This is a genomic window from Spirosoma migulaei, from assembly GCF_054776855.1.
In genome coordinates this window covers 40,029-64,028 of record NZ_BAAHBG010000003.1, presented here as the reverse complement: position 1 = coordinate 64,028, position 24,000 = coordinate 40,029, and the positions used below count along the sequence as shown (strand labels likewise).

Annotated in this window: 27 protein-coding genes; 12 read left to right on the top strand and 15 right to left on the bottom strand. The window is 45.8% G+C overall.

Translation table 11 applies throughout. The features are described 5' to 3' along the window. From ACYVGO_RS04675 to ACYVGO_RS04665, 3 genes are all read left to right on the top strand, one after another. Window positions 1-314: XRE family transcriptional regulator (locus ACYVGO_RS04675; RefSeq protein ID WP_460967920.1), on the top strand; the 314-nt coding region annotated here is incomplete at its 5' end. 299 nt (window positions 315-613) lie between these two features. Beyond that, window positions 614-1,531, top strand: a complete 918-nt coding sequence (locus ACYVGO_RS04670) for an alpha/beta fold hydrolase (RefSeq protein ID WP_460967918.1) — start codon at window positions 614-616, stop codon at window positions 1,529-1,531. A 127-nt stretch (window positions 1,532-1,658) separates the two neighbouring features. Continuing rightward, a complete protein-coding gene (locus tag ACYVGO_RS04665) occupies window positions 1,659-2,117 on the top strand; it encodes a hypothetical protein (RefSeq protein ID WP_460967916.1) in 459 nt (152 codons plus the stop codon). A gap of 306 nt (window positions 2,118-2,423) precedes the next feature. Here the strand turns inward: ACYVGO_RS04665 and ACYVGO_RS04660 are convergent, their stop codons facing one another. The 6 genes from ACYVGO_RS04660 to ACYVGO_RS04635 all read right to left on the bottom strand — a co-directional run bounded on the left by ACYVGO_RS04660 (window position 2,424) and on the right by ACYVGO_RS04635 (window position 6,671). After that, window positions 2,424-2,546 (bottom strand): hypothetical protein, encoded by a 123-nt coding sequence (locus ACYVGO_RS04660; RefSeq protein WP_460967914.1) that lies wholly within the window; start codon window positions 2,544-2,546, stop codon window positions 2,424-2,426. Window positions 2,547-2,642: 96 nt separating this feature from the next. Then, the gene (locus ACYVGO_RS04655; RefSeq protein WP_460967912.1) at window positions 2,643-3,860 is read right to left on the bottom strand and encodes a DUF4249 domain-containing protein; all 1,218 of its coding nucleotides are present in this window, start codon (window positions 3,858-3,860) and stop codon (window positions 2,643-2,645) included. A 327-nt stretch (window positions 3,861-4,187) separates the two neighbouring features. Beyond that, window positions 4,188-4,841 (bottom strand): hypothetical protein, encoded by a 654-nt coding sequence (locus tag ACYVGO_RS04650; protein ID WP_460967911.1) that lies wholly within the window; start codon window positions 4,839-4,841, stop codon window positions 4,188-4,190. Window positions 4,842-5,058: 217 nt separating this feature from the next. Then, the gene (locus tag ACYVGO_RS04645) at window positions 5,059-5,505 is read right to left on the bottom strand and encodes a hypothetical protein (protein WP_460967909.1); all 447 of its coding nucleotides are present in this window, start codon (window positions 5,503-5,505) and stop codon (window positions 5,059-5,061) included. Window positions 5,506-5,754: 249 nt separating this feature from the next. After that, complete coding sequence (locus tag ACYVGO_RS04640; protein ID WP_460967907.1) at window positions 5,755-6,342, bottom strand: hypothetical protein; 588 nt, start codon at window positions 6,340-6,342, stop codon at window positions 5,755-5,757. A 62-nt stretch (window positions 6,343-6,404) separates the two neighbouring features. After that, a complete protein-coding gene (locus tag ACYVGO_RS04635; protein ID WP_460967905.1) occupies window positions 6,405-6,671 on the bottom strand; it encodes a hypothetical protein in 267 nt (88 codons plus the stop codon). 326 nt (window positions 6,672-6,997) lie between these two features. Between ACYVGO_RS04635 and ACYVGO_RS04630 the strand changes: the two genes are divergently transcribed. Then, window positions 6,998-7,585: a porin family protein gene (locus ACYVGO_RS04630; RefSeq protein WP_460967903.1), complete on the top strand. Its 588-nt coding sequence runs from the start codon at window positions 6,998-7,000 to the stop codon at window positions 7,583-7,585. Between the two features lie 185 nt (window positions 7,586-7,770). On the opposite strand, the gene ACYVGO_RS04625 is transcribed toward ACYVGO_RS04630, so the two are convergent. The 6 genes from ACYVGO_RS04625 to ACYVGO_RS04600 form a co-directional block, all read right to left on the bottom strand. Further along, complete coding sequence (locus ACYVGO_RS04625; RefSeq protein ID WP_460967901.1) at window positions 7,771-9,030, bottom strand: carboxylesterase family protein; 1,260 nt, start codon at window positions 9,028-9,030, stop codon at window positions 7,771-7,773. After that, entirely contained in the window at window positions 9,030-9,164 is a 135-nt protein-coding gene (locus tag ACYVGO_RS04620) for a hypothetical protein (RefSeq protein ID WP_460967900.1), read from the bottom strand. The genes ACYVGO_RS04625 and ACYVGO_RS04620 overlap by 1 nt, the downstream gene beginning before the upstream one ends. A gap of 328 nt (window positions 9,165-9,492) precedes the next feature. Then, window positions 9,493-10,056, bottom strand: a complete 564-nt coding sequence (locus tag ACYVGO_RS04615) for a dihydrofolate reductase family protein (protein ID WP_460967898.1) — start codon at window positions 10,054-10,056, stop codon at window positions 9,493-9,495. Window positions 10,057-10,191: 135 nt separating this feature from the next. Continuing rightward, window positions 10,192-11,070, bottom strand: a complete 879-nt coding sequence (locus ACYVGO_RS04610) for a helix-turn-helix domain-containing protein (protein ID WP_460967896.1) — start codon at window positions 11,068-11,070, stop codon at window positions 10,192-10,194. Window positions 11,071-11,580: 510 nt separating this feature from the next. Then, window positions 11,581-12,594 (bottom strand): amidohydrolase family protein, encoded by a 1,014-nt coding sequence (locus ACYVGO_RS04605; RefSeq protein ID WP_460967894.1) that lies wholly within the window; start codon window positions 12,592-12,594, stop codon window positions 11,581-11,583. Window positions 12,595-12,996: 402 nt separating this feature from the next. Continuing rightward, complete coding sequence (locus ACYVGO_RS04600; RefSeq protein ID WP_460967892.1) at window positions 12,997-13,284, bottom strand: hypothetical protein; 288 nt, start codon at window positions 13,282-13,284, stop codon at window positions 12,997-12,999. Between the two features lie 542 nt (window positions 13,285-13,826). On the opposite strand from ACYVGO_RS04600, the gene ACYVGO_RS04595 reads away from it, so the two are divergent. Together ACYVGO_RS04595 and ACYVGO_RS04590 are read left to right on the top strand one after the other, a co-directional pair. Further along, the gene (locus ACYVGO_RS04595; RefSeq protein WP_460967890.1) at window positions 13,827-14,624 is read left to right on the top strand and encodes an alpha/beta fold hydrolase; all 798 of its coding nucleotides are present in this window, start codon (window positions 13,827-13,829) and stop codon (window positions 14,622-14,624) included. A gap of 15 nt (window positions 14,625-14,639) precedes the next feature. Next, window positions 14,640-16,217, top strand: coding sequence for a sensor histidine kinase (locus ACYVGO_RS04590; RefSeq protein ID WP_460967888.1), 1,578 nt, complete (start codon window positions 14,640-14,642; stop codon window positions 16,215-16,217). Window positions 16,218-16,435: 218 nt separating this feature from the next. On the opposite strand, the gene ACYVGO_RS04585 is transcribed toward ACYVGO_RS04590, so the two are convergent. Both ACYVGO_RS04585 and ACYVGO_RS04580 read right to left on the bottom strand, forming a co-directional pair. After that, window positions 16,436-17,323 (bottom strand): helix-turn-helix domain-containing protein, encoded by an 888-nt coding sequence (locus ACYVGO_RS04585; protein WP_460967886.1) that lies wholly within the window; start codon window positions 17,321-17,323, stop codon window positions 16,436-16,438. Between the two features lie 80 nt (window positions 17,324-17,403). Continuing rightward, entirely contained in the window at window positions 17,404-18,222 is an 819-nt protein-coding gene (locus ACYVGO_RS04580; protein ID WP_460967884.1) for an SDR family NAD(P)-dependent oxidoreductase, read from the bottom strand. Between the two features lie 186 nt (window positions 18,223-18,408). Between ACYVGO_RS04580 and ACYVGO_RS04575 the strand changes: the two genes are divergently transcribed. The 6 genes from ACYVGO_RS04575 to ACYVGO_RS04550 all read left to right on the top strand — a co-directional run bounded on the left by ACYVGO_RS04575 (window position 18,409) and on the right by ACYVGO_RS04550 (window position 22,094). Beyond that, window positions 18,409-18,618, top strand: coding sequence for a helix-turn-helix domain-containing protein (locus tag ACYVGO_RS04575; RefSeq protein ID WP_460967882.1), 210 nt, complete (start codon window positions 18,409-18,411; stop codon window positions 18,616-18,618). Window positions 18,619-18,893: 275 nt separating this feature from the next. Beyond that, window positions 18,894-19,343, top strand: a complete 450-nt coding sequence (locus ACYVGO_RS04570) for a DinB family protein (RefSeq protein WP_460967881.1) — start codon at window positions 18,894-18,896, stop codon at window positions 19,341-19,343. Window positions 19,344-20,185: 842 nt separating this feature from the next. After that, window positions 20,186-20,329: a hypothetical protein gene (locus ACYVGO_RS04565; protein ID WP_460967879.1), complete on the top strand. Its 144-nt coding sequence runs from the start codon at window positions 20,186-20,188 to the stop codon at window positions 20,327-20,329. 191 nt (window positions 20,330-20,520) lie between these two features. Further along, window positions 20,521-20,820: a hypothetical protein gene (locus ACYVGO_RS04560; RefSeq protein ID WP_460967877.1), complete on the top strand. Its 300-nt coding sequence runs from the start codon at window positions 20,521-20,523 to the stop codon at window positions 20,818-20,820. 273 nt (window positions 20,821-21,093) lie between these two features. Next, a complete protein-coding gene (locus tag ACYVGO_RS04555; protein ID WP_460967875.1) occupies window positions 21,094-21,324 on the top strand; it encodes a hypothetical protein in 231 nt (76 codons plus the stop codon). 476 nt (window positions 21,325-21,800) lie between these two features. Continuing rightward, window positions 21,801-22,094, top strand: coding sequence for a hypothetical protein (locus tag ACYVGO_RS04550; RefSeq protein ID WP_460967873.1), 294 nt, complete (start codon window positions 21,801-21,803; stop codon window positions 22,092-22,094). A gap of 1,467 nt (window positions 22,095-23,561) precedes the next feature. Here ACYVGO_RS04550 and ACYVGO_RS04545 read toward each other — a convergent pair. Then, complete coding sequence (locus ACYVGO_RS04545) at window positions 23,562-23,945, bottom strand: response regulator (protein WP_460967924.1); 384 nt, start codon at window positions 23,943-23,945, stop codon at window positions 23,562-23,564. Window positions 23,946-24,000 lie beyond the last annotated feature (55 nt).

Genomic DNA, 24,000 nt, shown 5'->3' with positions numbered 1-24,000 from the left:
CCACCCAGGGCGGTGGATTTGCTAGCTTAAGCGAGCAGGATGATCAGGAATTATTGCGGTTGTCTCACTTGATGCGGGCTTATGAGCAGGTAAATTATCCAATGCCCAGTCAGCCGCAGACCTTGGCGGGTATGATTGAATTAAAGATGTTTGAGCGCAAACTGAAACAAAAGGATTTAGCGGAGTTACTCGAAGTGGAGGCCCCTCGGGTATCCGAATTGTTGCGGGGAAAACGTAGGCTGAGCCTGGAGATGGCTCGACAACTCTATAAAAAATTAGGTATATCCGCTGAATTCATTTTAGAGCACGCCTAGTTTGCTCAACTGCCTACTTCATGTTGTATGCACCAGTATCCTTTCCGTAAAGTGGGTGTTGTAGCTCGTTGGTGATTCGTCTCATTTGGGAGCATTTTCTGAGAATCTATAAATAAGGTTGGGAACTAGAAACGACCGTCGCCGATCTGCTCTTTTGTTCACAAGTAAACGCTCGTATGCATGTGAACAAAAAGGACAAAACAAACCCTCTCTTCACAACGGTTCATAGATGAGTATTTAGCCTGATGCCGTGCTTTAGCTAACATATAAGAGATTATAAAACAGGTTTAAGCATTGATATGAAAATCTGGGTTTTGATATTGATCTTGTTCAGCTATGCTCAGAATAGTTACAGCCAAGATGGCTTTGTGGAGGGCCAACCTAAGTTAGCTTACTGGAAAATTGGCAATAAAACCGAGACGGTAATTGTCGTGCATGGGGGACCTGATGTCACTCACGATTATTTACGACCTGAATTTGATGGCTTAACTCAGGCCGCTAAAGTGATCTACTACGATCAACGTGGAATTGGCAAAAGTGGATCAGCCAACACTTATACCTGGCAAGAGCAGGTAGCGGATTTAGACCGGCTTATCGAGCGCTTCTCCACTCATCCGGTATTCTTAGCAGCTTCATCTTGGGGAACGACCTTGGCCCTTTTATATACTTATCAGCATCCACAACGGATTAAAGGCTTGTTGTTAAGTGGCACATATTCCTGGCCAGGTAAAGGCATGATCTCCGTACAATATCAAGCCTATATCCAAAAAAAGGATTCGATAAAAAAGACACATGCTTTTTTCGCCAAACAACCTGAACCCATAAAACAAGTTGAGGTTAAAGAGACTCGGTTTAAGATTTATGAACAACGTCAATTAGTCAATCAAGAAGAGATTAAACGCAGGGGTTACTCAACGGTCACGGTGGAAAAGGAAGCCATACGAGTTGGTACGTCTAATACGGCTGAGTTGGTATATAGTTTAGTAACCGCTCCGGTGCTGGATAGTCTAGCTAACATTAGGGTTCCTATTTTGCTCTTTAATGGGAGTTGGAAGAACTGTAGTGTTGACTGGGCTCATGGCTACATAAAAATCTTTCCTAATGCTGAGCTATATACCATACCAGCAGCCTGCCACGATCCCTGGTTAAGTGATCCTGAAAAATTCTGCACCAAATCAGTTGAATTTATAAATAGGATTGTTAGAGCTCATAACTAACTCCTACCTAACATATAGCCACTTATATAACAGCTTTTTGCTTCTATACCTGCTGTTAAAAGACGTTAACTACTTCTCCACCAATATTGCTCGGCGTATCTTTCGGCTAACAAGATACTCTACACTTATGAGCCGATTTACTACAAAGTTGCTACTAGTAACAATGGTTGGACTAAGCATGAGTTGTCGTTCAGCCCGCCATACCTTTAAGAATTACTATGGTGCGTTGATCGACAAAAATTACCCACTTGCTGCAAGCTATTTATCCGATTCTTGTAAAATAAAGCTCGCCAAGCTTAGACCTGGCTCGGATCTTAATGAAACTGTCCAGATCGCCTTTCCACCTAATTTTAAATCCTATGAAATAGGGCAAATACAACAAATTGGGGACTCGCTTCTTTTAGCGATGAAAATCACCACAATCGATGGAGAGGTCCATATTTTTGATAAAGATCAGGTAGCTGAGACCATCTCAGGTGGCAACCGGGAAAATGGGAAAAAGCAGGTTAGTGACTATCGTTATCGCTTGCATAAGGAGGGGGGCCACTGGAAAGTAGATACTCCATACTGCCGCAATTTTCGTTAGCTGGCCATTAAGTTCACGGCAGTTTTGCTTCCTTAATTGTACTTATTATGAATTGCCGTTGAACGCTTAGCTGAGGTAAACTTTCTTTATTCCCTTTACATAAAGTGAGTTATAGAACGCGTCTGGGAATAATACCAACTTGCTGTGGGGCAGCCAGTTGTATTTTAGCTAGATTGACGGTTCCAAGTGACGGATTTTGTACGAAACGGCAAACGCACCCCTCTAAGCGTTTTTGACCTGTATCCAGTACTCGTTTGACATAAAAATCGGGTACGTTGATTTCGGGTACGAGTTTTAGATACAAGTTTAAACGCAATTTTCATCAACACATTGGTTTTTCAGGCTGTACCGGAAAACCTTCGTTTTTGGGCCGGTCAGAATCGCGTATTCGCTGGCAATACTGGCTTGCTGAACGTCTGAATAAGTCATGACGAATTTGATGGTCGGCACAGGCCGCCCTGCGCCACTGCGGTCCGTTTTTTAATTAGACCCAATGTTGACGGTCCGCCGATGCGAGCCCCTCCCTTAATTTGGCCACCCTTCAGGTTTGAAGGGCGTTCGTTGGTCGAGGGGCGCACATAGGGCCGTCGGGGGACGTTGCGTTCCATCAACGAAAATTCGAAGTTCGTGCGGTGGGGAGGGTTCAGGCATGGGTTGACGTTGGTTCAATGCAAAAAATAACTCCCCGCCTAATATGCCCAAATAACCTCCTACAGGATCATACCCTAAAGGAACGCCCTCGTAATCTTTCCGGTCAATATACAGCGGCCTGGATGAGACTGATGAGGCCGTAAAATAACCCACCACCGCTTCCTTTGGATTGGCTATATTATGCACATTGCCGATTAAGGCCGTAGGGGGCGTATCGGCTAATCCACCTGTATTCTGCGTCTGATCCTGGAATAACTTGAAGTATCGATAGGCATCCTGAGTGAGCGAGGATTGGCGCATGTTAACCAGACATGGGCCGTGTTGGTAAAAGGGAATCTGAGCTACCTTATGGCGGTTGATGAGACCGCCATTGGTATATCTGTCATCGAAAACTGTTATAAGATAACTATGAAAAATTTCCCAGCACTGGGTTCGACAGGGGTAGTCAAATTTGTAGGTAAAGTCAGGCACGCCAATTTTAACAGGAGGATAGAAGCAATCTTCATACAGGTCAGGGCCGGACTTATATACGTTCCCGGGTGGATATACTTCAATCGGATTATACACGGAGTAAAAACCTTTCACGCAGGTGCGGCACCAATACTGAGGTTCGTAAAGTGTCCAGTCCCAGCGGTAGTAATTATGCTGATCAGCCGGATCCTGCGTGTCGATAAACACATCATGACCAGCTGTATAGTAATCATGAAGGGGCGGAGACAAACTTTTGAGATTAAACTGAGCATAAATTTTCTCGATCGGTGGGACAAGAGGCATTACTTGCGGGGTGGATTCATAACGTGTGCCATCGCTGAGCGTAATTCTAAGTTGGTATGAATGGCCTGTTTGGCCTTTAAAGTCGCTGGGTAATTGATAGCTCCCATCAACTGTTTCATGACAAGCCACTACCTGGGCGGAATCGACGATTACCACTACCGTTGCTTTCGTAATCGGAAATGAGCCAAAACGCCCTGTCAGTCTATCGGCCTGCGAGCGATTAAGTTGAATAATCTGGATTTCAGCCAAATTCGTGATGGTACCATCGACCACAATAAGATCGACTGTTCCCCTTAGGAGCAGATTATCTTGGTCCACGCAAGCCCATGCTAAGCTAAACATGGTAATAAAGCTAAGTAAACGTATAAACATGGGTGTGTTTGCCGTATCGTACCACAGCGGTGGTCCGTAAAATCCGTCAATTGGTTTGCGTTCTATTTTGCCGATTATAAGCTTTAAGTATCCTAATGCCAGTGCCTGTTGCAAAAGTCAATAGGACTATGAAGCCAGCTGCCAAGTAAGCAATTTTTGACTTGTAAACGGGGTAGAATCGACAACTAATCCAGGACCATCACACCCATTTCAGGCTTTTGCAACAGCCACAAAGGCTATGTTAAACTAGATCGGCTCGCTCATGCCACCGTACTACTCAACTATAAAACCAAATCTATTAGGGGGGGATGCTAGAGTAGGATAGACTCGCTTAATTTGGTTGTTAACCGTCTGCAGCCTTACCTGAGCTCCAAACGTATCCATATCACCCAGCATGCATACCTCCTCTGATAAGGCAACTTGGCTTAACTGAATCTTGCTGAAAGAAGCCGATAAATCAAAGGTCCCCTTCCTTAAGGGAATATATTGCAGCTCCAATTGCCAAAATCCGTTGGTCCATTGGCAATCAAATAAATACGCCGTGTTTTTGGTGCCTTTCAACACACGGGTCGTAAAATACTGGTCAAAGACATGATAAATAGTAGTATCTACCTGAAACACATTAGTTGGATCGAGTGGGCTGGCCGCACTCGACACTTTTATGAACAGCGTTACTTTGTGATCGATCATCACGGACTGCCGCGATAAAGAGTCATAAAACTGGGGATCAATCTTAACCGTCAAAAAGACAGTATCTCCTACTTGCAAAGTCGTTTTTCGAGCGTCGACATTGATGGGATAGTCACCAAACTTATACTGTTGAGGAATAAAGGATTGACATGTTTTGCCGATACCAATAACACAGCTTTGGCAAGTATTGCCCAGAAGCAGGAAGACAACGTACTTGAAATAAGTGTACTTGTTCATCGGACATTATTTGTCGTGTAAATGGCGTGGCTGTTGCAAAAGTCTGGAATGGGCCAAAAGTTTCTAGTTTACCAACCGATTCGGGGCCCTCTACTAGACAAATACTGCCCACTAAGGGAGATCTCATAGACGGGTAGTGACTTTTGCAACAGCCACTGGTGATAGGTTAACTCAGACTCTACTTTATGGCTAGCTATCAGAATTGTTTGGGTCTTTATTAACGATAACCGTAGCTTTCAAACGTACTATTGACGCGTACTGATCCGGCTGTAAAGCTAGCCATTCGCGTAATGGTCACACGATTGGTCTTAAACTCGCCTGAACCTACGAACTGAGGTGTATAGCTGACCCCATTAACTGGAAATGATTCGGTTTGAGTGGGCACCTCAAATCGAGTACCCACTATACTGACTTTGTAAGTGCGTTCGGTGATAGCGTTGGGCCTTTTCTCCGTGAAGGTGTAAGTTCCGTCAAGATTCTTGACAACCATCAAGCTACCTTTACTTGTGCTTGTCGTTGTCACGGGGGTAGTATCGAAGTTGGTCTGAGTAGTAAATTGTAGCTGATATTGCCCCTCGTAATTTGGTGTGAGGTCTGGCGCTGGTTTTTGACATGCCGTTGTCAGGATAGCTAGTAGTGACAGAGCTAAAAGAAGACGTTTCATTAGATAAAGAGTATGGAGAAGGAAGAAAAACAGAATACCGTTAACTAGAACTAAGTTATCATTTAATGTGATTCCAACAGAAGTTATACCGTGGCGTTTTTCAACAGAAGACCCAGTATATGTGTTCTGGGTTGCATTATTCAGTTCTATAATCGCCAATTTGGTAATAAGCGCTTAAGCGACAAGATATAATATGAGGTAGTCGAGTAGGGTGAACGAATCACACAAGTGCAATTATGTTAGCTGAATTTAGCGTGGGCTTAGCTGATAAAATAGTCCTACTTGCCAGTTTTGGTTTGTAAGTGAGTAAGTACCCGAACCCGATAGGTCGTAAAAAGTTAGTGCTCTAAAATAACCTCCTGTTATACCGACGCGACTGAATTGATAACGGCCACGACCGGTTAAACCGATCTCAATCGGTTTGCTGTTAGACCAACTGGCTGATTTACTAATCAGCCAATTTAGCTTAGGACCAATCAACAAGCTTAGCTTCTTCACTGGTTTGGCACCAATGGTAGGTCTAATGCCGATGTAAGTGTAACGGACTGGTACAAGCTGTTGCTCAATCGGATTCTCGTATCGATGTCCCTTCTGTTGAAGATTCAACTCGGTCTGGGTAGTAAACAGCCTGGATAGCTGATGCTCATAGGCTAAACTTACATAAAACCCTGGCTTAGCTTTGATGGGAGTAAGTCCAATCAACGCTGTATTCTCTATACCAACTATTGTATTGGAATAGGAGTAACCAGCGCCGATATTAAATTGATTCTTCGATTGAGCAGACGTCTGGTAGCTGTTACCAAAGACGATTGCTATTAAAAAGAGAAGGTATCTCATTCCTTAAGCGATTTATCTACATAACGTATGCTCTTTTTTTCAGTTGTATAATTTGCTATATGTTAATCCAGGATGATTTGATCACCTTGTACCAGCCTTTTTATTCGACTCCAAGCTATCTCGTCTCCTTTCTTAAATCTAAGTCCAATTAATACCCCGTTAGGCCTGTCAATATGCTCAATGCTATCGATAACTGCTTCTACGGCTTTCTGTCTTTGACGGAGAATCATTCCTGGACGCGCATCGGCAGTTAAATATTGTGGCTGGATGCCTACGATAAATAGGGTATCATTCTTAACACTAAAGGCCAGCTCTACTTGGCAAGTCATACCTAAAAATCTGTTGTATAATCTCTTTTATGTTAGCCAAAGTACAGAAATCCAGGCAAATACCGTCTCAGTAATCGCCCCATTTTTGGTCCAGATGAATGATGGTTTAATTGTCTCATTTGGGAGCCTTTTCTGAGCATACCCTTCGGCCAAATCCATTCTCTTTACCGACTAGATGTTTTTGCTTCAGGGTCAACTTCATCTGAATAATCCGCTCACCACCATTGGTTCATCAAGTAGCCTAGCCCACAAAATGGTTAAGTTGTTTAATACGGAGTCGACAAGTTCCTCGTTGTAAACTCATGATAGCTCTAATTTAATCGACTATGTACCGATCAACTACCCTACTGATCTTCTTTGTTTTAGGAATTAGCTGCGCGCATGCCCAAACTTTCACTTACGGAATCAAAGGAGGGCTCAATCTAGCACGATTATCGTTTGGACAACTCACCAACGATCCCGTGTTTGACAATACATGGAGTCCCTCATTTCATCTTGGCGGCTTTGTCCGCAAAGCCATCGGGGGGCAGGGGGGCATTCGGGCTGAAGTGCTTTATTCAACCAAAGGGGGCCGCTTCGAACGGGTGTCAGGAGATGGCTATGTACGACTACACTATTTGAGTCTGCCCGTATTAGTCGATTTTAGAGTAGCGAGGAAACTAGCTTTTGAAGTGGGTCCCGAATTAAATTACCTGATCAGTACGCCCCAATCTTTATACAATAATCCCGTTGATGTGGGGATAGACGCGGGGCTTCGCTACAGTTTCACTACAGCTTTTGAGCTAGGTCTGCGTTACAACTATGGTCTAGCCAGTGTGGCTACGCTGAATCTGGTCAGTGGTAACGGAGGATCGACACCGGTTCGAAATCAGGCGCTTCAAGTGTCATTAGCCTACAGTCTGTCTCGCCAATAGCACCCGTCTCCCAAACGGCGTAACTGGTTTTAAGTCTAGAAAAGGGACAATGTTTATCGAGAAATGGCTAAGATTGGATAACATCTGAACCATTTTATGAAAGCCACCTAATATAAAGTGTTTTAAGTCACTTATACGAGCCTTTTTGACACACCTTAGATTTTACTTGCCTTTGGTGGGTTCTCTTATTTTTGGGCAAAGAGCCAGTCTAACAAACCAGGCGTCTTTATGACTTCCTCCCAAATGCCGTGAGCGGCATCAGCATATTCTGTATAGTGGGGAGTACCCCCCGCCTTTTTTAGCGCAGTAACCATGTTGCGTGAACCGCTGACCGGTACATTCATGTCTTTAGCCCCGTGAAAAGCCCAGACCGAGATCCCAACCATACCAGGAGCCTGGCTAGGGTCGCCTTCTCCACAGACCGGAATGGCTGCCGCAAACAACTCCGGGTGCGTGCCAATCAGATGCCAGGACCCATAACCACCCCGAGACACCCCCGACACGTAACGCCTTTGGGCGTCAATTGAAAACGCCTTGTCCAGAGAACGAATGGCCTCAATGGCCAGTGGCGCTACGGAAGGGGTATTGGCTACGCCACCCCAGCCCGTATGGGGTGGACAGCGGGGCACAAAAACAAACGCAGCATACGTTCGCCTGTTTTCATCCGTGGCTAACCATTTGGCTATGGGACAGGCATCAATCTGGCGGGTATTGTCCGACCAGCAGGTGTAAGGCAGACCAACCACCAGCGGATAGCGTTTACGGGGATCGTAGTGAAGCGGCTTCATGATCCGGTATCGCAACGTATCGCCCTGGGGACCAATATAGCTTCCCTCCTCAAACGGCTTTGCCAAAGCCGTTTCTCGAGTAGAAGCATGCGTATGGTTGTAGTTATCTCCGATTAGCTGTATGGCGAGTACCGTGGTACAAATGGCCAGAATCGCAACCATCGCTTTGGCAATCAGTAACCCAGTTGGTAAATTGATTGGCTCCTTATCGCTGGAAACGCTGTTTAACTCATCGATAAAATTAAACAGCAGTAGAACCGGAACGATCCGGTCAGCCAGGCCCAGGTATTGCTGCATTAAATCGAGCGTGGCGTTTGGGGGATAAGGGGGTATATCCTTAAACCACATCAGGGCTGCCACCTGCGCCCCGGATAGGATAGCCACGACACTACCTGCCCACTTAAGCCAGGGTCTGCTCCCGGCGGGCGAAGTAGCTAGGGTTACCCCATACACCCCAAAAGCTAAAACCCCCATCCATATAGCCACTCTGAGATACTGACCAAGCAGCGGGTAGAGGGTTGCCAGTAGCAGATAGAGAAGCGTTGCCAGGGAGATTACGGTAGACACCAGCCCAGCCCAGAAAGCCGCTTTAAAGCGTTTTTGGTGATAATAGGTCAGGAGCAGACTAGCCGTTATGAGGGCAATGAAGTCGCCCACTAAAACCAGCTCCGAAACGAGGCTAGCCTATATAGATCAACGCCCCGCTGAACATGGAGCCAGCTTTGAAACAAGCCAGCCGCCAGGGAGAGCCCTAAGCTAGCGCAACTGGTTTGGTAGAAGGACTTTGTCATAAAGCCAGGTGTTGATCCACAAAGGCTTTATCCCAGAAGCTTTACTAGTAGTGCATTTATAAACTAGTACCGGACCGCCGGCGCGGAGCACGAGTTAGAATAGCGGTCATGCCCGGTTGGCCGACGTTCATCCCGCACCGGCGGACCGGTTGCTGTGCCATTCGCTATAGCTTTATGACTCCAAACCTGATCGACTATCGCTAATTGTGGGAAGCTATGTGAATCTTGCAGAAAGAGCGATTTTTGAGACGTATTTTCTTTACTATCTGTCCAACACTATCCGGAGCATACGCCTTACCAGCGAACTGTTTTTGGATCAACTCTCTGGTCAGAGTTGGTTGGGATTATACTGAAGTAGCACGGTTCCGCAGGGAAAAGGCATCGATTTTATAAGCGTGAATACTTGGACATCGTCGTTTGCTTGAAATAGGGTTACCCCCTTGCCCAAACGAAACGGATTCAGCAGAAAATAAAACTCATCGACCAACCCGGCCTGAATTAAAGAAGCCGCAAAAGAGGCTCCGCCATAGACCAAGATAGCGTTGCCTGCTGATTTTTTGAGCTTGCTTAGTTCAGTAGGCATGTCGCCACGGATTAGTGTGGTGTTTTTCCAAGGAAGTTCGGTGAGGGTATTTGAAAAGACGACTTTTGGGAGTTCCGAAATTCGTTGGCCAAGCGCAAAATCAGGATGACTTGAATCGGTCGCTACGTTATCCCAGAAGGGTATTAAATCCTGGGCGGTTTTACGTCCGAGTAAAATGGTGTCCACATTGTCGAGATTGGCAACACAGAATTTGATCACTTCATGGTCCCATTTGAAGTTTTTGCCGCCCCGCTCCATGTTTACGTAGTTGTCTAGGGACAGGTGCATTTGAAGTTTGATCGTTCTCATTTGCTTTTTTGATTTAGAAAACTGACTGATTACAAATTCCCTTTCGGCTTTCACAAGTTTGGATTTTCGAGCAAATCGGTCAGCGTTTTCGGCTTGGCAGAGACTTTTTGACAATACTCACTATCGACTTACGCATTACGATGGCCCCTGCTTGCGGTACTGCGCCGGACTCCGCTGGTAGCGGTGCCGGAACGCCGTGATAAAGTATTCGAGGCTGTTGAACCCCGACGCGAAACCGATATCCGTTACAGGTAGGGCTGTGTCGAGCAGCAGCCGTTCGGCGTGGGCCAGCCGGATGCTGATCAAATAGTGGTATGGCGTATATCCCGTGTGCGCTTTGAATAGCCTACCCAAGTGAAACGGGCTCACACAGCAGTGATCCGCTAAATCCAGCAGCGACAGGTCGCGGTTAAACTCCCGATGCAGATACGCCTTTGCCTGCTCGATGGCATGCAGATGAAAGCGTTTGTAGGGGGTTATCGGTTCATTCGGGTGGTGGTTTTCAATCCGCCCAACGACTTCCTGCACTAGATGCAGCACTACTTGGTCGCGGCCTAGTCGACTCATCTCCCCGCCCGGCTGCCCAAGCTGATAAAACAGGTAATCGATGACGGGTGTTGTTCTCAACCCCAGAGTGAGTGCGTTCGGATTACCGAAAAAGGAACTATGACGCAGTTGGTATTCATCGAGTAACTGTTCGTAGAAATCATCGGTAAAATCAATGATCGAAAAACGGCCCGTTGCCGGGTACAGCCGAAAATCATAGGTATGGCCTTTTTCAACCACCACATAACCGGTGTGGAGTTCATAGGGTTTGTTAGCTAAGTCGAATTTTATCTGACCTGAATTACTAAACACCAGACTAAAACAGGAACTGTCGCCTGTGTAGGGCAACCCCGCGCCCTTTGCGTCCAGGGTCCATTGTTTAAACAGATAAAAATCAGCCTCGAAAAGATATCGTTTCCAGACGGGATGATCAGGGTTTGGATCGAGGATAAGAGCGGGCTGTTCCACAACGAATACTACGGTTGTCCTTCCGCAAAGGAACCGTTTTTTCGCTGGGTAAACCTTAGAAATCCTGCTTTCTTTGTTAATGGTAATTGGTAAAAGCTAGCGAGTACGAACCAAACGCAAGATTCCTACCCCTATACTTGATTCATTCTACTTTCACGTAACGATTGGCAAATAGGGCCTCCCATTTCTCCCCACGAACCCTGGCTGCTTGAAACGATCAGGTTCGGATTACTGACTTAAAGTTTGCCGTTCGGCCATTGATCCCAATCTGGTTTATGGCTAACAACCGCCACGCCGGTCGGAATGCCAATCCAGGCCGGGCCGCAACACCGCCCGTGCGAGACCGTTTATTTTTAAGACCAGGCAACGGTCAACATTTTTCTTGCCAGGCCAGGCCTTTGTTTCGTCTCAGGAGGGAGTGTTTAAAGAGATTTAGTAATTAGCCATTTCAGCCAGCTAATCAGTCCGATTAAGTTGCATTCGATACGTTTACCCTGCAAGAATGATTCATTAAGGCCGTTGATTGGAGCGAGCATCCAGACGCAGGAATCGTGCTGCATTATTGTAAAAAATATCTCGTTTTTGGGCTGGGCTTAAATATGGAGCTTCCTCAATCGCTTTGATGCCCACTTCGATGGCCCCAGGCCAAACCATCTGATCAGAACCAAACATCACGCGCTTGCCAAAACCAGCATCCATAATCCGTTTTAAATATGAGTAAAACTCCACCCGGGGTAGAATAAAACAGATGACGCCTAAGTCCACATAGGCCTGAGGATGACTATAGAGTGTCGCTAACAGATCATCCAGCAGTGGCCAGCCAGCATGGGCAATCGCAACCCGTAGTTTAGGATGACGAATCATGGCCTCTTCCGCGGTAAAAGCACTGTGTAACCGTGCCCGATACTTGGGGGCACCAAAGTAGGCCACTCCAGGAGGCCCCGTGCCAATATGCACACTAACGGGCACATCAAATTCTTCGGCTAGGGCCAGGTAAGGGTCCACGATTGAATCCGACAGAGTGATACCTTGATACTGCAAACACAGCTCGCCAAATACCTTGACGGCTCCCGTCTGAAAATAATGTCGCATCGAGTCCAGGGTGAGGGTTGGGTCACCGATGGTGAACAAAACCCCGGGAATTATTCGGTCGGGGGCTTGTTGCTGCCAGCGTCGCACATAGGCTATGGGACCGCTGGCCACCCCGACAATATTAAGTTTTTTGAGCAGGCTGATGGTTTGGTTGCGTAAGGCATCATCGGAGGGGGCCGAGGTCAAGCAGTTCACACACATAGCAGATGATTTCAGTAACTGGTTCATATAGCCCATGCCCCCACCTTGTTTGGGGTCCTGAGCAGACCAGTCTCGATAGGGGGCACCAATCGTAACCGGTGGCGGTCCCTGATCGGTGTAGGGGATAGCATGCAGATGCATGTCAATAATGGGTAAGCGTTTTTGAGCCACCTGTGCCCATAGCTGGCCATTACCAGTGATTAGCAAGATTCCTATCGCGATTAGCCTCATAAATTAGGGGTTGGCTGAGGAATTAGCCAATCGATTAAATCTACTTAATGATAGCAATATAGAGGTAAAATTAATCCCTTCCACAGGGCTTTATTTATCGGAAAATGGGCGAGAAGGATGTAGCCTCAAGATACTGCATACGAGTCCTATCTGATTAATTCCTTCATGAATTGCCCACTGTGCTATCAAATTAAACGTCCCTTACCTCAAGAAGATACCTGAAGACTCCTTCTTCTCAGGTAGGAGCATTTTTTGAGACTCTATAACTTTGGGAACCCGACCCTGTAAGAACTACTGTCAATTAAAGTTATGACTTATTTTGCCCATACAGGCTAACGATAGATTTCGACTACCAAAAGCACGGGTTGGAATTTCCAACTGGAGTTGCCCCCTCGCTACGGCTCAAAAGACTCTGGTCAGTCGCTCCTGGTATAAAGCCAATCGAACTTCCTGATGTCCACCTCTACCCAACATTAAGTCCATTTGGGCAGCCCAATCTCGATTCTGGGTGGAGGCTGCGAAGGCTTCAAACCGGATCTCATCTACTAGCCAACTGAACCCATACCGGTTTGGCTCCCGGAAGGCTTTCACCACCAACGAGCCGTAGACCAGGCGGACCTGGTCTTTATCGGGGATCGAAGCCTGTAAATGAGTGAACGCTTCAAGTAGCTCATCTACTTGGCCAGTCATGGCTCCAACTAAGCAGATCAGTGGCTGGCTTAAGGAAGCCAAAGCGATATACCTTCTTTTTCTCAATCTCACTAGTACTAACTTTATCCAATCTCTTACTATCTGGAACCTAAGGAGCCAATTCACGTGTATCAGGATCGTATTGGGCTGACTTAAGGCAAAGCTTACGGACAAGCATTTACCAGTAGCACCATTTTGTTACTATAATAGTATATAGTATAAATATAACCAACTTATTGTATTAATCAGTAAACTACTACTTAATTAGATATTTTTTAACCGATAGATTAGGCAAGCTCTTTTTTCTCTATCCTAATTTCAGTCTATTTGGTCCCAACTTATTGAGTTGCCAACGGATTAACAGCTGACCTATACATTTCGGATAGATTTAACTAAAATTAGAATAAATGTTCTCAAAAAGAGATAGTCAGCCACGACTAGCGGTGGCCAACAGCGTCAACCAATAATTCGGGTGTTTAAACTAGATATTTTACTTATTATTGTCAAAACTTAACAATAAGTAACACCACCGAACTAGACTAATGTCGATTATCACTCGAAATAATGTGCACGTGCTTGGCAACACCTTGTCGGAGAAGACAATCATGTTTGCGCATGGATTTGGTACTGATCAGCAAGCCTGGCACGAGCTTATGGCGGCCTTTGTAGACGACTATAAAGTGGTGTTATTCGATTATGTAGGAGCCAATGAACTCACCACCCCCTTTTTTACTGCCTGGAAATATCAAAATCTCCATGCCTACGCCAGTGATATTCTAGATATTCTTGAAGCACTTGATCTCCAAAATATTACATTCATTGGCCACTCAGCAGGCGGCATGACCGGCGCGTTGGCCGCTATGGAAGAACCAAGCTGGTTTTCTCGACTTATCTTACTAAATGCTTCGCCCTGCTACCTCGATCAGACCAACTATACGGGTGGCTTCAGTTCGGCGGTATTAAGTGCTATTTTTGACCAGATGGAGACCAACTTCCACGCCTGGGCTAGCGGCTTTGCCCCCCTAATTATGGCCAACCCAGATCGTCCCCATCTGGCAACCGCTTTTTTTAATACACTTTCCGCCATGCAACCTGATGTAGCCTTAGCCATTGCCAAAGTCATTTTTCATTCCGATCACCGGCTTGATATCAGTCGGCTGACCCAGCCGACCCTGTTGATTCAGGCAACAGATGATGTGGCCGTTCCCCATGAGGTAGGCTACTTTATGGAAAAACACATCCCCCACTCCAGCTTAACATTTTTAAATACCCAGGGCCACTTACCTCATATCAGTAATACGGATCAGGTACTTAAGGCGATTAAACCGTTTCTACATTAATGGGCACGATCGACCATGATCGATTTAGCGAATCTTGAAAAACGACTACGGGTGATTTCTCAGCGCGGACTTAGTCCAACCCTATTGCCGGCTTACGTTTCCGAACTACTACCCGTACTGAGCGCTGATGGCGGCTATCTGATCCAGGAACGTGACGAATGGACGGCTTCGGTACTGTACTCAACCAATACCGAACTGGCCTTGACCCATTTTAATCCTGATCAAGTTAATCACTTAACGCGGTTATCCCCCTTCTTTTGGGAACTCAATTTCGTTGCCCGCCGGTCGTTAAAAGGATTACTAGGCCACTATAGCCACATCGCGGGTTTGCGGCTAAGTACTACCAGCTTTAAAGGCTGGCTTATCGTAGGATGGGGAGAAAAGTCAGATTTGTTCGTCGAGGAGGTCGAGCATGTCCTTTACCGCATTGGTGATAAAGTCTTACTTGTTACACTTTCGTATCAGCAAATCGCCTTAGATCAACAATACCAGTTTCTTTTCGGAGTAGTTCCGCAGGCAGTCGTATTGATCAATGAAGCCGAAAATACCAACTGGATCAACCAGGCTGCTCAGGCCTTATTGAATCTGAAAGCCAGTGGGCTTCGTACCTCGACCGCTAGCTTATCGGCGGGCATGCTTCAGCTGCGAAATCAGGCGCTTAATAAGGAGGCCATCAATCAAACCGCTTCCGAACTGATCCATAATCCAACCTTTGTCAGTAAAGAATGGATCTGGACCTTTCCTGACAAAGTGTTATCGGTGTTTACCAAACCTATTCTATCCACTTATTTTAAGGGCCGGATTTGGTTATTCACTGATGTGACAGAATTCTACGCCAAACACCAGCAACTGGCCGAAGCCCATCAGGAAATTGAAAACTTACTGAGTGTGATTGCCCATGATCTAAAATCACCCTTATCGACCATTAGCTTCGTTTTCAGCTTCTTACCGATGATTGGGCCGTTGAATGCGGAGCAAATTGAAAGCATTGAGCACGGCCAGAAGACCATCAGGCGGGGCTTAGACCTGATCGATAGTATTGTTTATTTCAACAAGCTAGCGAGCGCTACGGATTCCTTGGACACTGAAGACATCGACCTAACTAGTTTTATTCAAACCCTGGTCGATAGCTTTGCGGCCCAGGCTTATCAAAAAGAAATTTCAATTCAGGTTAAGCACAACCATCCCCCGCTTTATCTGCATACAGACCCAAAATCACTGGCTCGTATTCTGGATAACTTAGTCAGCAACGCCCTAAAGTTTTCGCCTTTTGGTCGGCGTATCTATGTGCAAACCGCCTTAAACGACCATCACCTCAGCATTGGAGTTCAGGATGAAGGGCCTGGTATTTCGGCTGAGGATCGTCTCAAGCTGTTTAAGCGATTCCAGCGCTTATCGGCCCAACCGACCAATAACGAAGGTTCATCGGGCTTAGGCCTCTCCATTGTGAACGTACTGACTCAAAAATTGGGCGCTACCATCGAGGTGGCAAGTACCTTACAGCAAGGTACCACTTTCCAGGTACAATTTCCCCTTGCCCTGATCCGACTAAGCCAGCAGGATAAAGTCGAGCAGGAAACTGTTACCCAATAAGAGGAGATGTATGGGCAAATAATGTAAAAGTCACGAGAGGAAGATCAGCCCCCTATCTGGAACTCGTTCACCGCTAATTATCTTCGGAGTTACTTTCACTTAATAGGACCGCTTTATAGGCTATCTCAATAGTCTCACTTTGGGGAGGGATTTGTTAGAAAGAAGCAAACGAGGCAACCAAAAGTAATAGGCTGATTGATACTTACCCAACCAACTGACTAAACGAGTTGCTTTTTAAACCCGAGCGGGCTGAGTACAACTTCTTTTTTAAAGAGTCTTGAAAAATAAGACGGATTGTCAAACCCCAGCGTAAAGGCGATTTGGGAGATACTCAGTTCGTTTTGCTTTAGCTGGTTTTTGGCTTCGCCCATCAGACTAATGTGAATCAGCTCGATGGCCGTTTTGCCCGTTTCCTGCTTCAACAGATCGCTCAAGTAACGCGGAGATACATTTAGTTGGGTGGCCAACTGGTGAACCGTAGGTAATCCGGTGGTCTGTAGTAACCCATCCTTGAAATAAACTGCTAAAGCTTGATTAAACTTAGATACTGTTTTGCCCGACAGTTCGGCACGGTTGACAAACTGACGTCTATAAAAGCGTTGACAATACGTCAGCAGCGAATCTAAGTGAGTCAGAATAATCAACCGACTATATTCGTCTGGATTACTGTAATACTCGTTCTCGATCTGGGTGTACAAGCCCCAACTAATTTGTTCTTCCCGTGGAGAAAGATGCAACGCTTCGGCTACTTCGTAATCGAAGTAAGAAAAGTGGCCAATCTGCTCGTGCAGTGGATGGCCGTGGAGGTAATCTTCATGCCAGAACAAAAGGAAACTGTCTTCCTCCACCTCCAGGTTTCGGAACTCAATCCGTTGGCGGGGTTTGACAAAAGATAGTGAGCCGTTGGTATGGTCGTAGGGTGTACGGCCGTACAACATGACACCCGCTTTAAGTTTTTTGAACATAACTCCGTAACAGTCCGTACTGAAGGCCTCCCCATCCAGGGGGCAGCTTTTTAGACCCCGCTCCAGGGATAGTTGGGGATGCTCGGGTGGAGACATGCCCAACTCCCGGCGCATGGTACTGAGGGTGTTGAAATGACGCATGAGTTCGCAGAAGGAGCTTGAGTTGGTAGACCGGGTAAATCTACACCCAAAAGCGATGTAGATTTACCTGGTCTCGTTTGTTAGACGCCCTGAGCAGCTGTCGTGACTCCCTCCCAGGCATCCCACTCGGCAAACCGGCTGTTATAACCTTGTTTGATTAAGGGATAAGCCAGCTTGCCCAGTAGCAGACGGAGCGGGGGCTGTTCACTTTCAATGAGTTGGAGTATCGCTGCGGTAGTGGCTTCGGGCTGCCCGACCGGCAGGTCAGCATAGCCAGCTTGCAGACGCGCCTTTAGAGGCTCATAAGCGGGTAAGGGTTGGGTGCGTACCGCCGAGGAGCCAGCATAGTCGGTGGCGTAGGGAGCAGGCTCCACCAGGCTGACATGAATGCCAAGATCGGTCACTTCCGATGCCAGCGTTTCACTCAGCCCTTCCACGGCAAATTTGGAGGCATTGTAGAGGCCCACATTAGGCCAAGTGATCAGGCCCAGCACGCTCGATACCTGAATGATGTGTCCTGATCCTTGTTCGCGCATGATAGGTAGGACGGCTTGGGTCAACCAGAGCAGGCCAAAAAAGTTGGTTTCCATAAGATCGCGCGCCTGTTGTTCGGAGGTTTCTTCGACGCTACCAAAGAGGCCATAGCCGGCGTTGTTGATCAGCACATCCAGATGGCCAAACTGCTGGTGGACTTGTTGAACGGCCTGGATAGCGGCCTCTCGGTCGGTCACATCCAGTTGAAGGGGCAGCAGTTGGGGCCCAAACTCGGCTTTCAGTTCCTTCAGGCTGGCCAGATTTCGGGCAGTGGCAGCTACCTGATAACCTTGTTGCAAAAAGGCTTTAGCCCACAGTTGGCCAAATCCGCGGGAGGCACCGGTAATCAAAATAGTTTTGCTCATGACTTTTTTATCGTTAAAAATGATGAGGCAAAGTTGGGGCTGGGTCGGGGATCTGGACTACAACAAAAGTGGGGAAAGCTACCACATTTTGACGTATCACACGGTTGGAGCGGTTCATTTCCTTTGATACGCGATCGATTGATTAGTAATCTGGTTGAAGCTCCCCCACTGGTGGAATAGGCCCAGTTGGCCGGTATGAGCCTGTCCAAGCTCAATAGGTTGTGCAAACAGTTCTTTGGTTGTGGCCCTTGCAGCTACTATCAAACGATGCGCCTGAAAAAAGCCGCTTCTTTACTGCGAGAGAAACAGCTCTCCGTTAGTGAAGTAGGTTATGGTTTAGGTTTTAGTAACCTAAACCATTTCATCCCGATGTGTTTGAAGATCACATCGGGATGAAATCCAAGAAATTTTCAGCCTCCTAGACAGGTAAAGCCTTCTTTTTTAACGCCCGGATTACGGGCACGCCAATCTCTCATCGTCTCAGATGGGAGGGTTTTCTAAGCCAATGCTTTTTTTACTAGTTTTCAACTACTGTACGTAGATACGATAAACTAAAGACTATAGAGGGCAAATTACCCCCTTATTTTGTCGTAATAGAACCCCTCGAGTAGGCGAAAGACTCCTAGATTTACGCTGGTTAATAAACAAATGCACGACCTCTACCAAGCAGTATGCAAAAACTAGTTCTTCTTGACATGTTAGCCCAAAACCAGACGACTTGTTCGTTTGCCTTCGATCAGATTACACCCCAAAATGCCACGCTTCGACTCAATCCCGATACAGCTTCGATCGGCTTTATCTATCGGCACACGGGCGAAATGATGCATCTGTTTGGCTTGTTTTTTGGTCTTCCTGTAGCGGTGCAAAATACGACCATGGGTCACACCGATACGGGCCAAGGCCAGGATACCGAACTCAGTAAGCGATTGATCGACGAAGGGTATCACCTGTTTAAAGCCTATATTGAGACGACTGCTGAGGATGCCTGGCAGGATTCAATTGAAACGCCTTTCTTCGGAACCGTCTCCCGAACCAGACTGTTGGGTCATGTGCTGTTTCACACGGCACATCATGCGGGGCAGATCTCGTTAACCTTAAGTAGAGGCCACCAATTTGACTAAGGCTTGTCGTAGGGGAGTGAGCTGTGTGCGACTGACAGGAGTAGACCGATCGTAAACCATCCGTGTCTGATATGCTCCGAGTATAGACGCAAATACAGGTACGGCTCTTCGTCTCATGTGGGAGCCTTTTTTGAGACTTAGTTACTTTTAATGTCTATCAACTACAGTTAGTAGCATATGACCTAACTTTGAGTATCCTGGCTTGTCTCGTCAAGAAACGGGGAAACGTAAAAAATCTGATCAAATCTCAAGAATTCGAAAGAACGCTTCCTCTCATAAAACTACGGACTCAGTTGGGGTAGGGCATCAGATTAGCATCTGACAAAGACGCTAAAAAGGCCAATTGTCGTCGGGCTGTTTACTACTGAATATTCCGGAGGCTTATTAAATTGTCGACTAGTTTAATTTTAAACTAGGTTAGGCCTGAAACAAACCGTACATTTCAACTCTGATTATCAGCCACTACATATAATAGCACGGATAGTTCAGTTCAGCCTGTATCAGCCATTTATTTGACCAGGGACATTGACCCGGTAAGTCCCCGCTCAACAACGATTCGACTAAGCATCTATTTGTTCGTCAAGGCGAGCAGGTCAAAAGTCGATACGAATCAAATTAAGTCCTCCAGGAGGCATCAAAGGTCCACACAGTTTCCCAATAGCCTGGCTATCGGGAAACTGAATTACGAATTGGTAGATAGGTCCCCTCTTTCCCTAAAAACGCTTATGCCAAATGACCTCTTCACTAATCCATATGCGTCTGACAGTCGTATTATTCGGCTAAATCTAGAGAATAAAGAATCATCTATTCTAGTCATAGACCGAAAAAATCCCTCGCATATTATGGAAGCTAAAGCTTTCGTCATGGAGGTAAACGGATCAACCAACTGCCTGAATCAAAACCGGGTTGTGTGTACCACATTTGGCAACGAGCGGGAGCGGTACGAATATAATATCGATGACATAGCGATTTATCGAAGCTTATAGTCGCAGCACCTATTCATTACCTTCGTTTAGCTTTTCGCTTCTTTCCATTTAGTCACACTTAGAACAGACCCTGGGAGGGTATTTTAGAGTACGAATACAAGAATTTCGGGTATGACCCGTGTGTAATTGCTGACTTATAAAAGGTCACCAATTTTTGACTTTTTCATGTCATTCTTCATCCCTGTACTCCTATGACACCTTTCGAAGAGTTTGAAGCGCTGAACCGAATATTTCAGGTAATTAAGGGGTATCGTCAGCAGCAGGCAGACAACCTTGATCCGCTAAACAGTGCCTTGGTCAAGGACTACATGGCCAAACATTTACTCAGTCAGGATTTACAACTCTGGCTTCGGTTAGAGCGCCAGGATAGTTTAGCGGACTTTTTACAAGGGGCTAATCTTAACTGGAGTCTTGAGCATTTATTATGTCAGTTTAAACGCGCGGCTCATGGCTTAAGGGAAGCTTGGCAGCAGTCACATAGTCTAAATTGAAAAACGTACTGTAGCGGGATGTGTGGCAAAAGTCGGTGAGGGTTTAACTAACTCTGCTTAACATCCACCTACCCTAACGGAAAAAATGCCATTCGGGAGAGTGACAACAGAACAGATAGTTCAGAGTCGGTCGAAGCCCAGATAGTCCAGGGTTTATAGGAGCATGATGCGTTACGTGCTGTCAACGACGATCTGTTACTTATGATGAGTTAACCAAGGAGCTGGTTAAGCTATCAGCTAAAAAGCGTTCCTTAAAGCTTCCCTTTTTTTGATATGACAACTCCCTGTAGTCGCTTAGTGAGTAATCTCGAAGAGTTAATTCAACTAACGCCCGTAACCCTACTTAGCTATTCCGTATCGGGCTTGCTTGTGGCTAAAGGCCAAGCGAAAGAATGGGTTTTCAACGACCCATTCCTTCTGATTGATTTGCGTGCTTTGGACATGCATCAGCTTGAAAGCTATTCGATAGACGCCACTGTTTTATCACTCTATTTTAATCCATAATCCCTTTACCCCGAGGTCAACTTGTTAACAGCTCTGCCTGTGAGTAAGCTGGGTAAGTTGATCTAGTAGCTCCCGATGAAATGTTTCCATTCGATCTATGGTTGCAACTACCAAAGCGGTACAGATTTTAAATGAAACTCGGTAATCCACCGCCCATTCAAGAAGTAGATAGATGAATGTTCCATCGTCTCAGATTGGAGCGTTTCTTGAAATTGAGTGAACAACCATTTACTAGTTAACCAGCTATCTACAATTTTCGTACTTTGTGAAGTAAAGTACGAAACCAAACTGCTCTGAAACAGCAAAATTGTCTCTAGTGGAATAGGTGAGTTTATTTTTTGTATTTTGTTGATTATCAGCAATATAGGCACGTTATTTGCACATACAATTAATGCTAATTGCCCTCAGGCATCTCTACATCGTTTTCTTACAATGTCATACGGGGCTGTTAGTCTACCTCATTCACTAAAAAAGCTATGAATACAAAGGAGTATGAAGACGAGCAGCTTATTCAATCAAATCGGCATCTGGGGGAATGGGCTAGTAACACTACCCTAGAGATAGAAGCCAGATATGTTATGGGTGGTAAGCATCGGGATGAACACCGTTGCCTGGCGTTAGAAAAAGATGATCCTAGTAAACGGGGGGTGCTATTAGCACGACATTTAGCGGAAATTCTAGGCTTAAAACTGAGTAATAGTACAATGCGCTTAGCTATTGAGGAACGTCATAGCCAAGAAAGGTATCATCTTAATGAACTCTTTGTTTAAAGATTTGTCACCACTACCGCGTTCAACGATTTGTTACCAGTACAATCTCTATTTTAGACTTGAAAAAGCATCTTTTAAGGTGCTTTTTTAATAGCCTGATAAACCTGCTTGAGGTATTTGACAATCATTAAATATAGCCAGTTTCGTTTAAATGCCTCTACTTCATTGTCAGGAAGCCTCAGTTCAATTGTTATATCAATCTCCTTAACCCAAATCGTAACAAAATATGCTCTTCTTCAGAAGATCCAGCATAGAGGCCGATCACATAGCCATAAGGCGTGTTTTGGCGAAATCCCCCCATAGGTTCACCATTACTAACCAGCCTGAGCACATCAGCCCGCACGGGCGGTCCCGTTGAATTCGGCGGTATACTTTCTTTTGGGGGGTTGGGATTGATTCATGGTTCACGAAGTTATGCAAGTTTCGTGTCCGGACTTTTAGGCCCATATCAAGTAGCCTAAAGATAGGGCGTTGAGCTACTCAAATCGGGATTTGAGAGTTCTTTATGTGAAGTTAGACCGCCAACCAGGCACTGTCATTAGCACAACTTTACCCTATGGGAGTTGCACAACAGCCGCGCCCCATTTTTGAAGCAGATGGATGACGATTCTATCGTCACATTTGGGAGCGTTTTTACGAGGCACTAACTTTTAATACCTGTAAAACTCAATCAGTCGCATACGTTATCTTTACTTACCGTTCCAGCGGCACAGTAACTTTTTTTTGATTTACCCAAAAGTCTCCAGTACGAACTCAGACCCCACTAAAAACCCGACTCTCCTTGCTTTAAAAGCAAAAAGAGCCGGGTTAAAGGAAAGGCGAGGGCCGCCGTGATTTGACCCTGCGTATTGATTACCAAGCCAACTAGAGACCGCCCATTATACAGCTTATCTTATAAAGCCAGAAAGGCTGATGGGGACTACCTAATAGCCTACTTTTCTATTACTCTTCCTGAGGGAAGCTTGTATAATGGCCCATGCTTTAATCTTTAGCTGCTGGTGTAGTTCTTTATCTCTGGGTACAAACTTGGTGCTGCGCACATTGCCAGGCTCAGACTTTGTTGCCCAGTATTTGTTATCCGAGGTATCAGGGATAGCGGTATATGTAGATTGACTCATAGTCAAAGGTAGCCTTTAATCGATGGCTAACCTACTGGGGTACTGGTTGAGGTCAATCTGGCAGGCCGTGGCCAAGGCTAAACGATGGCATTACCTCTGCATTTCCTGCACTGGCTACACTGATCCACAAAATAGGGTACCATAGTCGTTTCGTACACAATCCGTCACTTGACTTTGAAAAGTCCCTTTAGCAATAATGGACCGTTTCAGGAGACGGACAAAAAAATCGGCTCGATTAGAGACCCGATTTTTTAAATTTCCACCATTCACGACACAACTATATTCATGGGAACAGGGATACCGTTTTGTTCGTCTTTTCATTTTTTGGCCACGCCTGGAGTGGTCCATGTTAAGAAAATCCTGTAGTTTGGGGCATGACGCCTGTATTTAATTGTGCCTTCACCCTAGCCTGCAGCTCTCGTAGATTAAAGGGTTTTGTAATGAAGTCATCGGCCCCATGTTCTAAACAGTCAATTCGAACACTACTTTCTTCATTTCCAGATAGGATGAAAAAAGGGATGTACTTGCCAGAGGTACTCGTTCGTACATGTTTAAGTAAGCCAAGACCATCGCAGAAAGGCATTGATAAATCACTAATGATTAGGTCCGGATACGAATTTTTTTCTAACCCTCTAATAGCTTCTAAGCCATTCTTGTAGAGACTTAATTGGTAGTCTTGGTGAAAGGTTTGATTTAATAGGTTTAGGAGAAAATCGTTATCCTCCACGAGCATTAGATGCTTCATAGTATAAGTGAATAAGCCAACTTATGTAGAAGCTGTGAGTGTA

Excerpts from the sequence above, each read along its gene's own strand:
- ACYVGO_RS04670 (WP_460967918.1), top strand. The coding sequence starts at position 614 with ATGAAAATCTGGGTTTTGATATTGATCTTGTTCAGCTATGCTCAGAAT.
- ACYVGO_RS04665 (WP_460967916.1), top strand. The coding sequence starts at position 1,659 with ATGAGCCGATTTACTACAAAGTTGCTACTAGTAACAATGGTTGGACTA.
- ACYVGO_RS04660 (WP_460967914.1), bottom strand. The coding sequence starts at position 2,546 with ATGACTTATTCAGACGTTCAGCAAGCCAGTATTGCCAGCGAATACGCG.
- ACYVGO_RS04650 (WP_460967911.1), bottom strand. The coding sequence starts at position 4,841 with ATGAACAAGTACACTTATTTCAAGTACGTTGTCTTCCTGCTTCTGGGC.
- ACYVGO_RS04645 (WP_460967909.1), bottom strand. The coding sequence starts at position 5,505 with ATGAAACGTCTTCTTTTAGCTCTGTCACTACTAGCTATCCTGACAACG.
- ACYVGO_RS04640 (WP_460967907.1), bottom strand. The coding sequence starts at position 6,342 with ATGAGATACCTTCTCTTTTTAATAGCAATCGTCTTTGGTAACAGCTAC.
- ACYVGO_RS04635 (WP_460967905.1), bottom strand. The coding sequence starts at position 6,671 with ATGACTTGCCAAGTAGAGCTGGCCTTTAGTGTTAAGAATGATACCCTA.
- ACYVGO_RS04630 (WP_460967903.1), top strand. The coding sequence starts at position 6,998 with ATGTACCGATCAACTACCCTACTGATCTTCTTTGTTTTAGGAATTAGC.
- ACYVGO_RS04620 (WP_460967900.1), bottom strand. The coding sequence starts at position 9,164 with ATGACAAAGTCCTTCTACCAAACCAGTTGCGCTAGCTTAGGGCTCTCC.
- ACYVGO_RS04615 (WP_460967898.1), bottom strand. The coding sequence starts at position 10,056 with ATGAGAACGATCAAACTTCAAATGCACCTGTCCCTAGACAACTACGTA.
- ACYVGO_RS04605 (WP_460967894.1), bottom strand. The coding sequence starts at position 12,594 with ATGAGGCTAATCGCGATAGGAATCTTGCTAATCACTGGTAATGGCCAG.
- ACYVGO_RS04600 (WP_460967892.1), bottom strand. The coding sequence starts at position 13,284 with ATGACTGGCCAAGTAGATGAGCTACTTGAAGCGTTCACTCATTTACAG.
- ACYVGO_RS04595 (WP_460967890.1), top strand. The coding sequence starts at position 13,827 with ATGTCGATTATCACTCGAAATAATGTGCACGTGCTTGGCAACACCTTG.
- ACYVGO_RS04590 (WP_460967888.1), top strand. The coding sequence starts at position 14,640 with ATGATCGATTTAGCGAATCTTGAAAAACGACTACGGGTGATTTCTCAG.
- ACYVGO_RS04585 (WP_460967886.1), bottom strand. The coding sequence starts at position 17,323 with ATGCGTCATTTCAACACCCTCAGTACCATGCGCCGGGAGTTGGGCATG.
- ACYVGO_RS04580 (WP_460967884.1), bottom strand. The coding sequence starts at position 18,222 with ATGAGCAAAACTATTTTGATTACCGGTGCCTCCCGCGGATTTGGCCAA.
- ACYVGO_RS04570 (WP_460967881.1), top strand. The coding sequence starts at position 18,894 with ATGCAAAAACTAGTTCTTCTTGACATGTTAGCCCAAAACCAGACGACT.
- ACYVGO_RS04565 (WP_460967879.1), top strand. The coding sequence starts at position 20,186 with ATGGAAGCTAAAGCTTTCGTCATGGAGGTAAACGGATCAACCAACTGC.
- ACYVGO_RS04560 (WP_460967877.1), top strand. The coding sequence starts at position 20,521 with ATGACACCTTTCGAAGAGTTTGAAGCGCTGAACCGAATATTTCAGGTA.
- ACYVGO_RS04555 (WP_460967875.1), top strand. The coding sequence starts at position 21,094 with ATGACAACTCCCTGTAGTCGCTTAGTGAGTAATCTCGAAGAGTTAATT.
- ACYVGO_RS04550 (WP_460967873.1), top strand. The coding sequence starts at position 21,801 with ATGAATACAAAGGAGTATGAAGACGAGCAGCTTATTCAATCAAATCGG.
- ACYVGO_RS04545 (WP_460967924.1), bottom strand. The coding sequence starts at position 23,945 with ATGCTCGTGGAGGATAACGATTTTCTCCTAAACCTATTAAATCAAACC.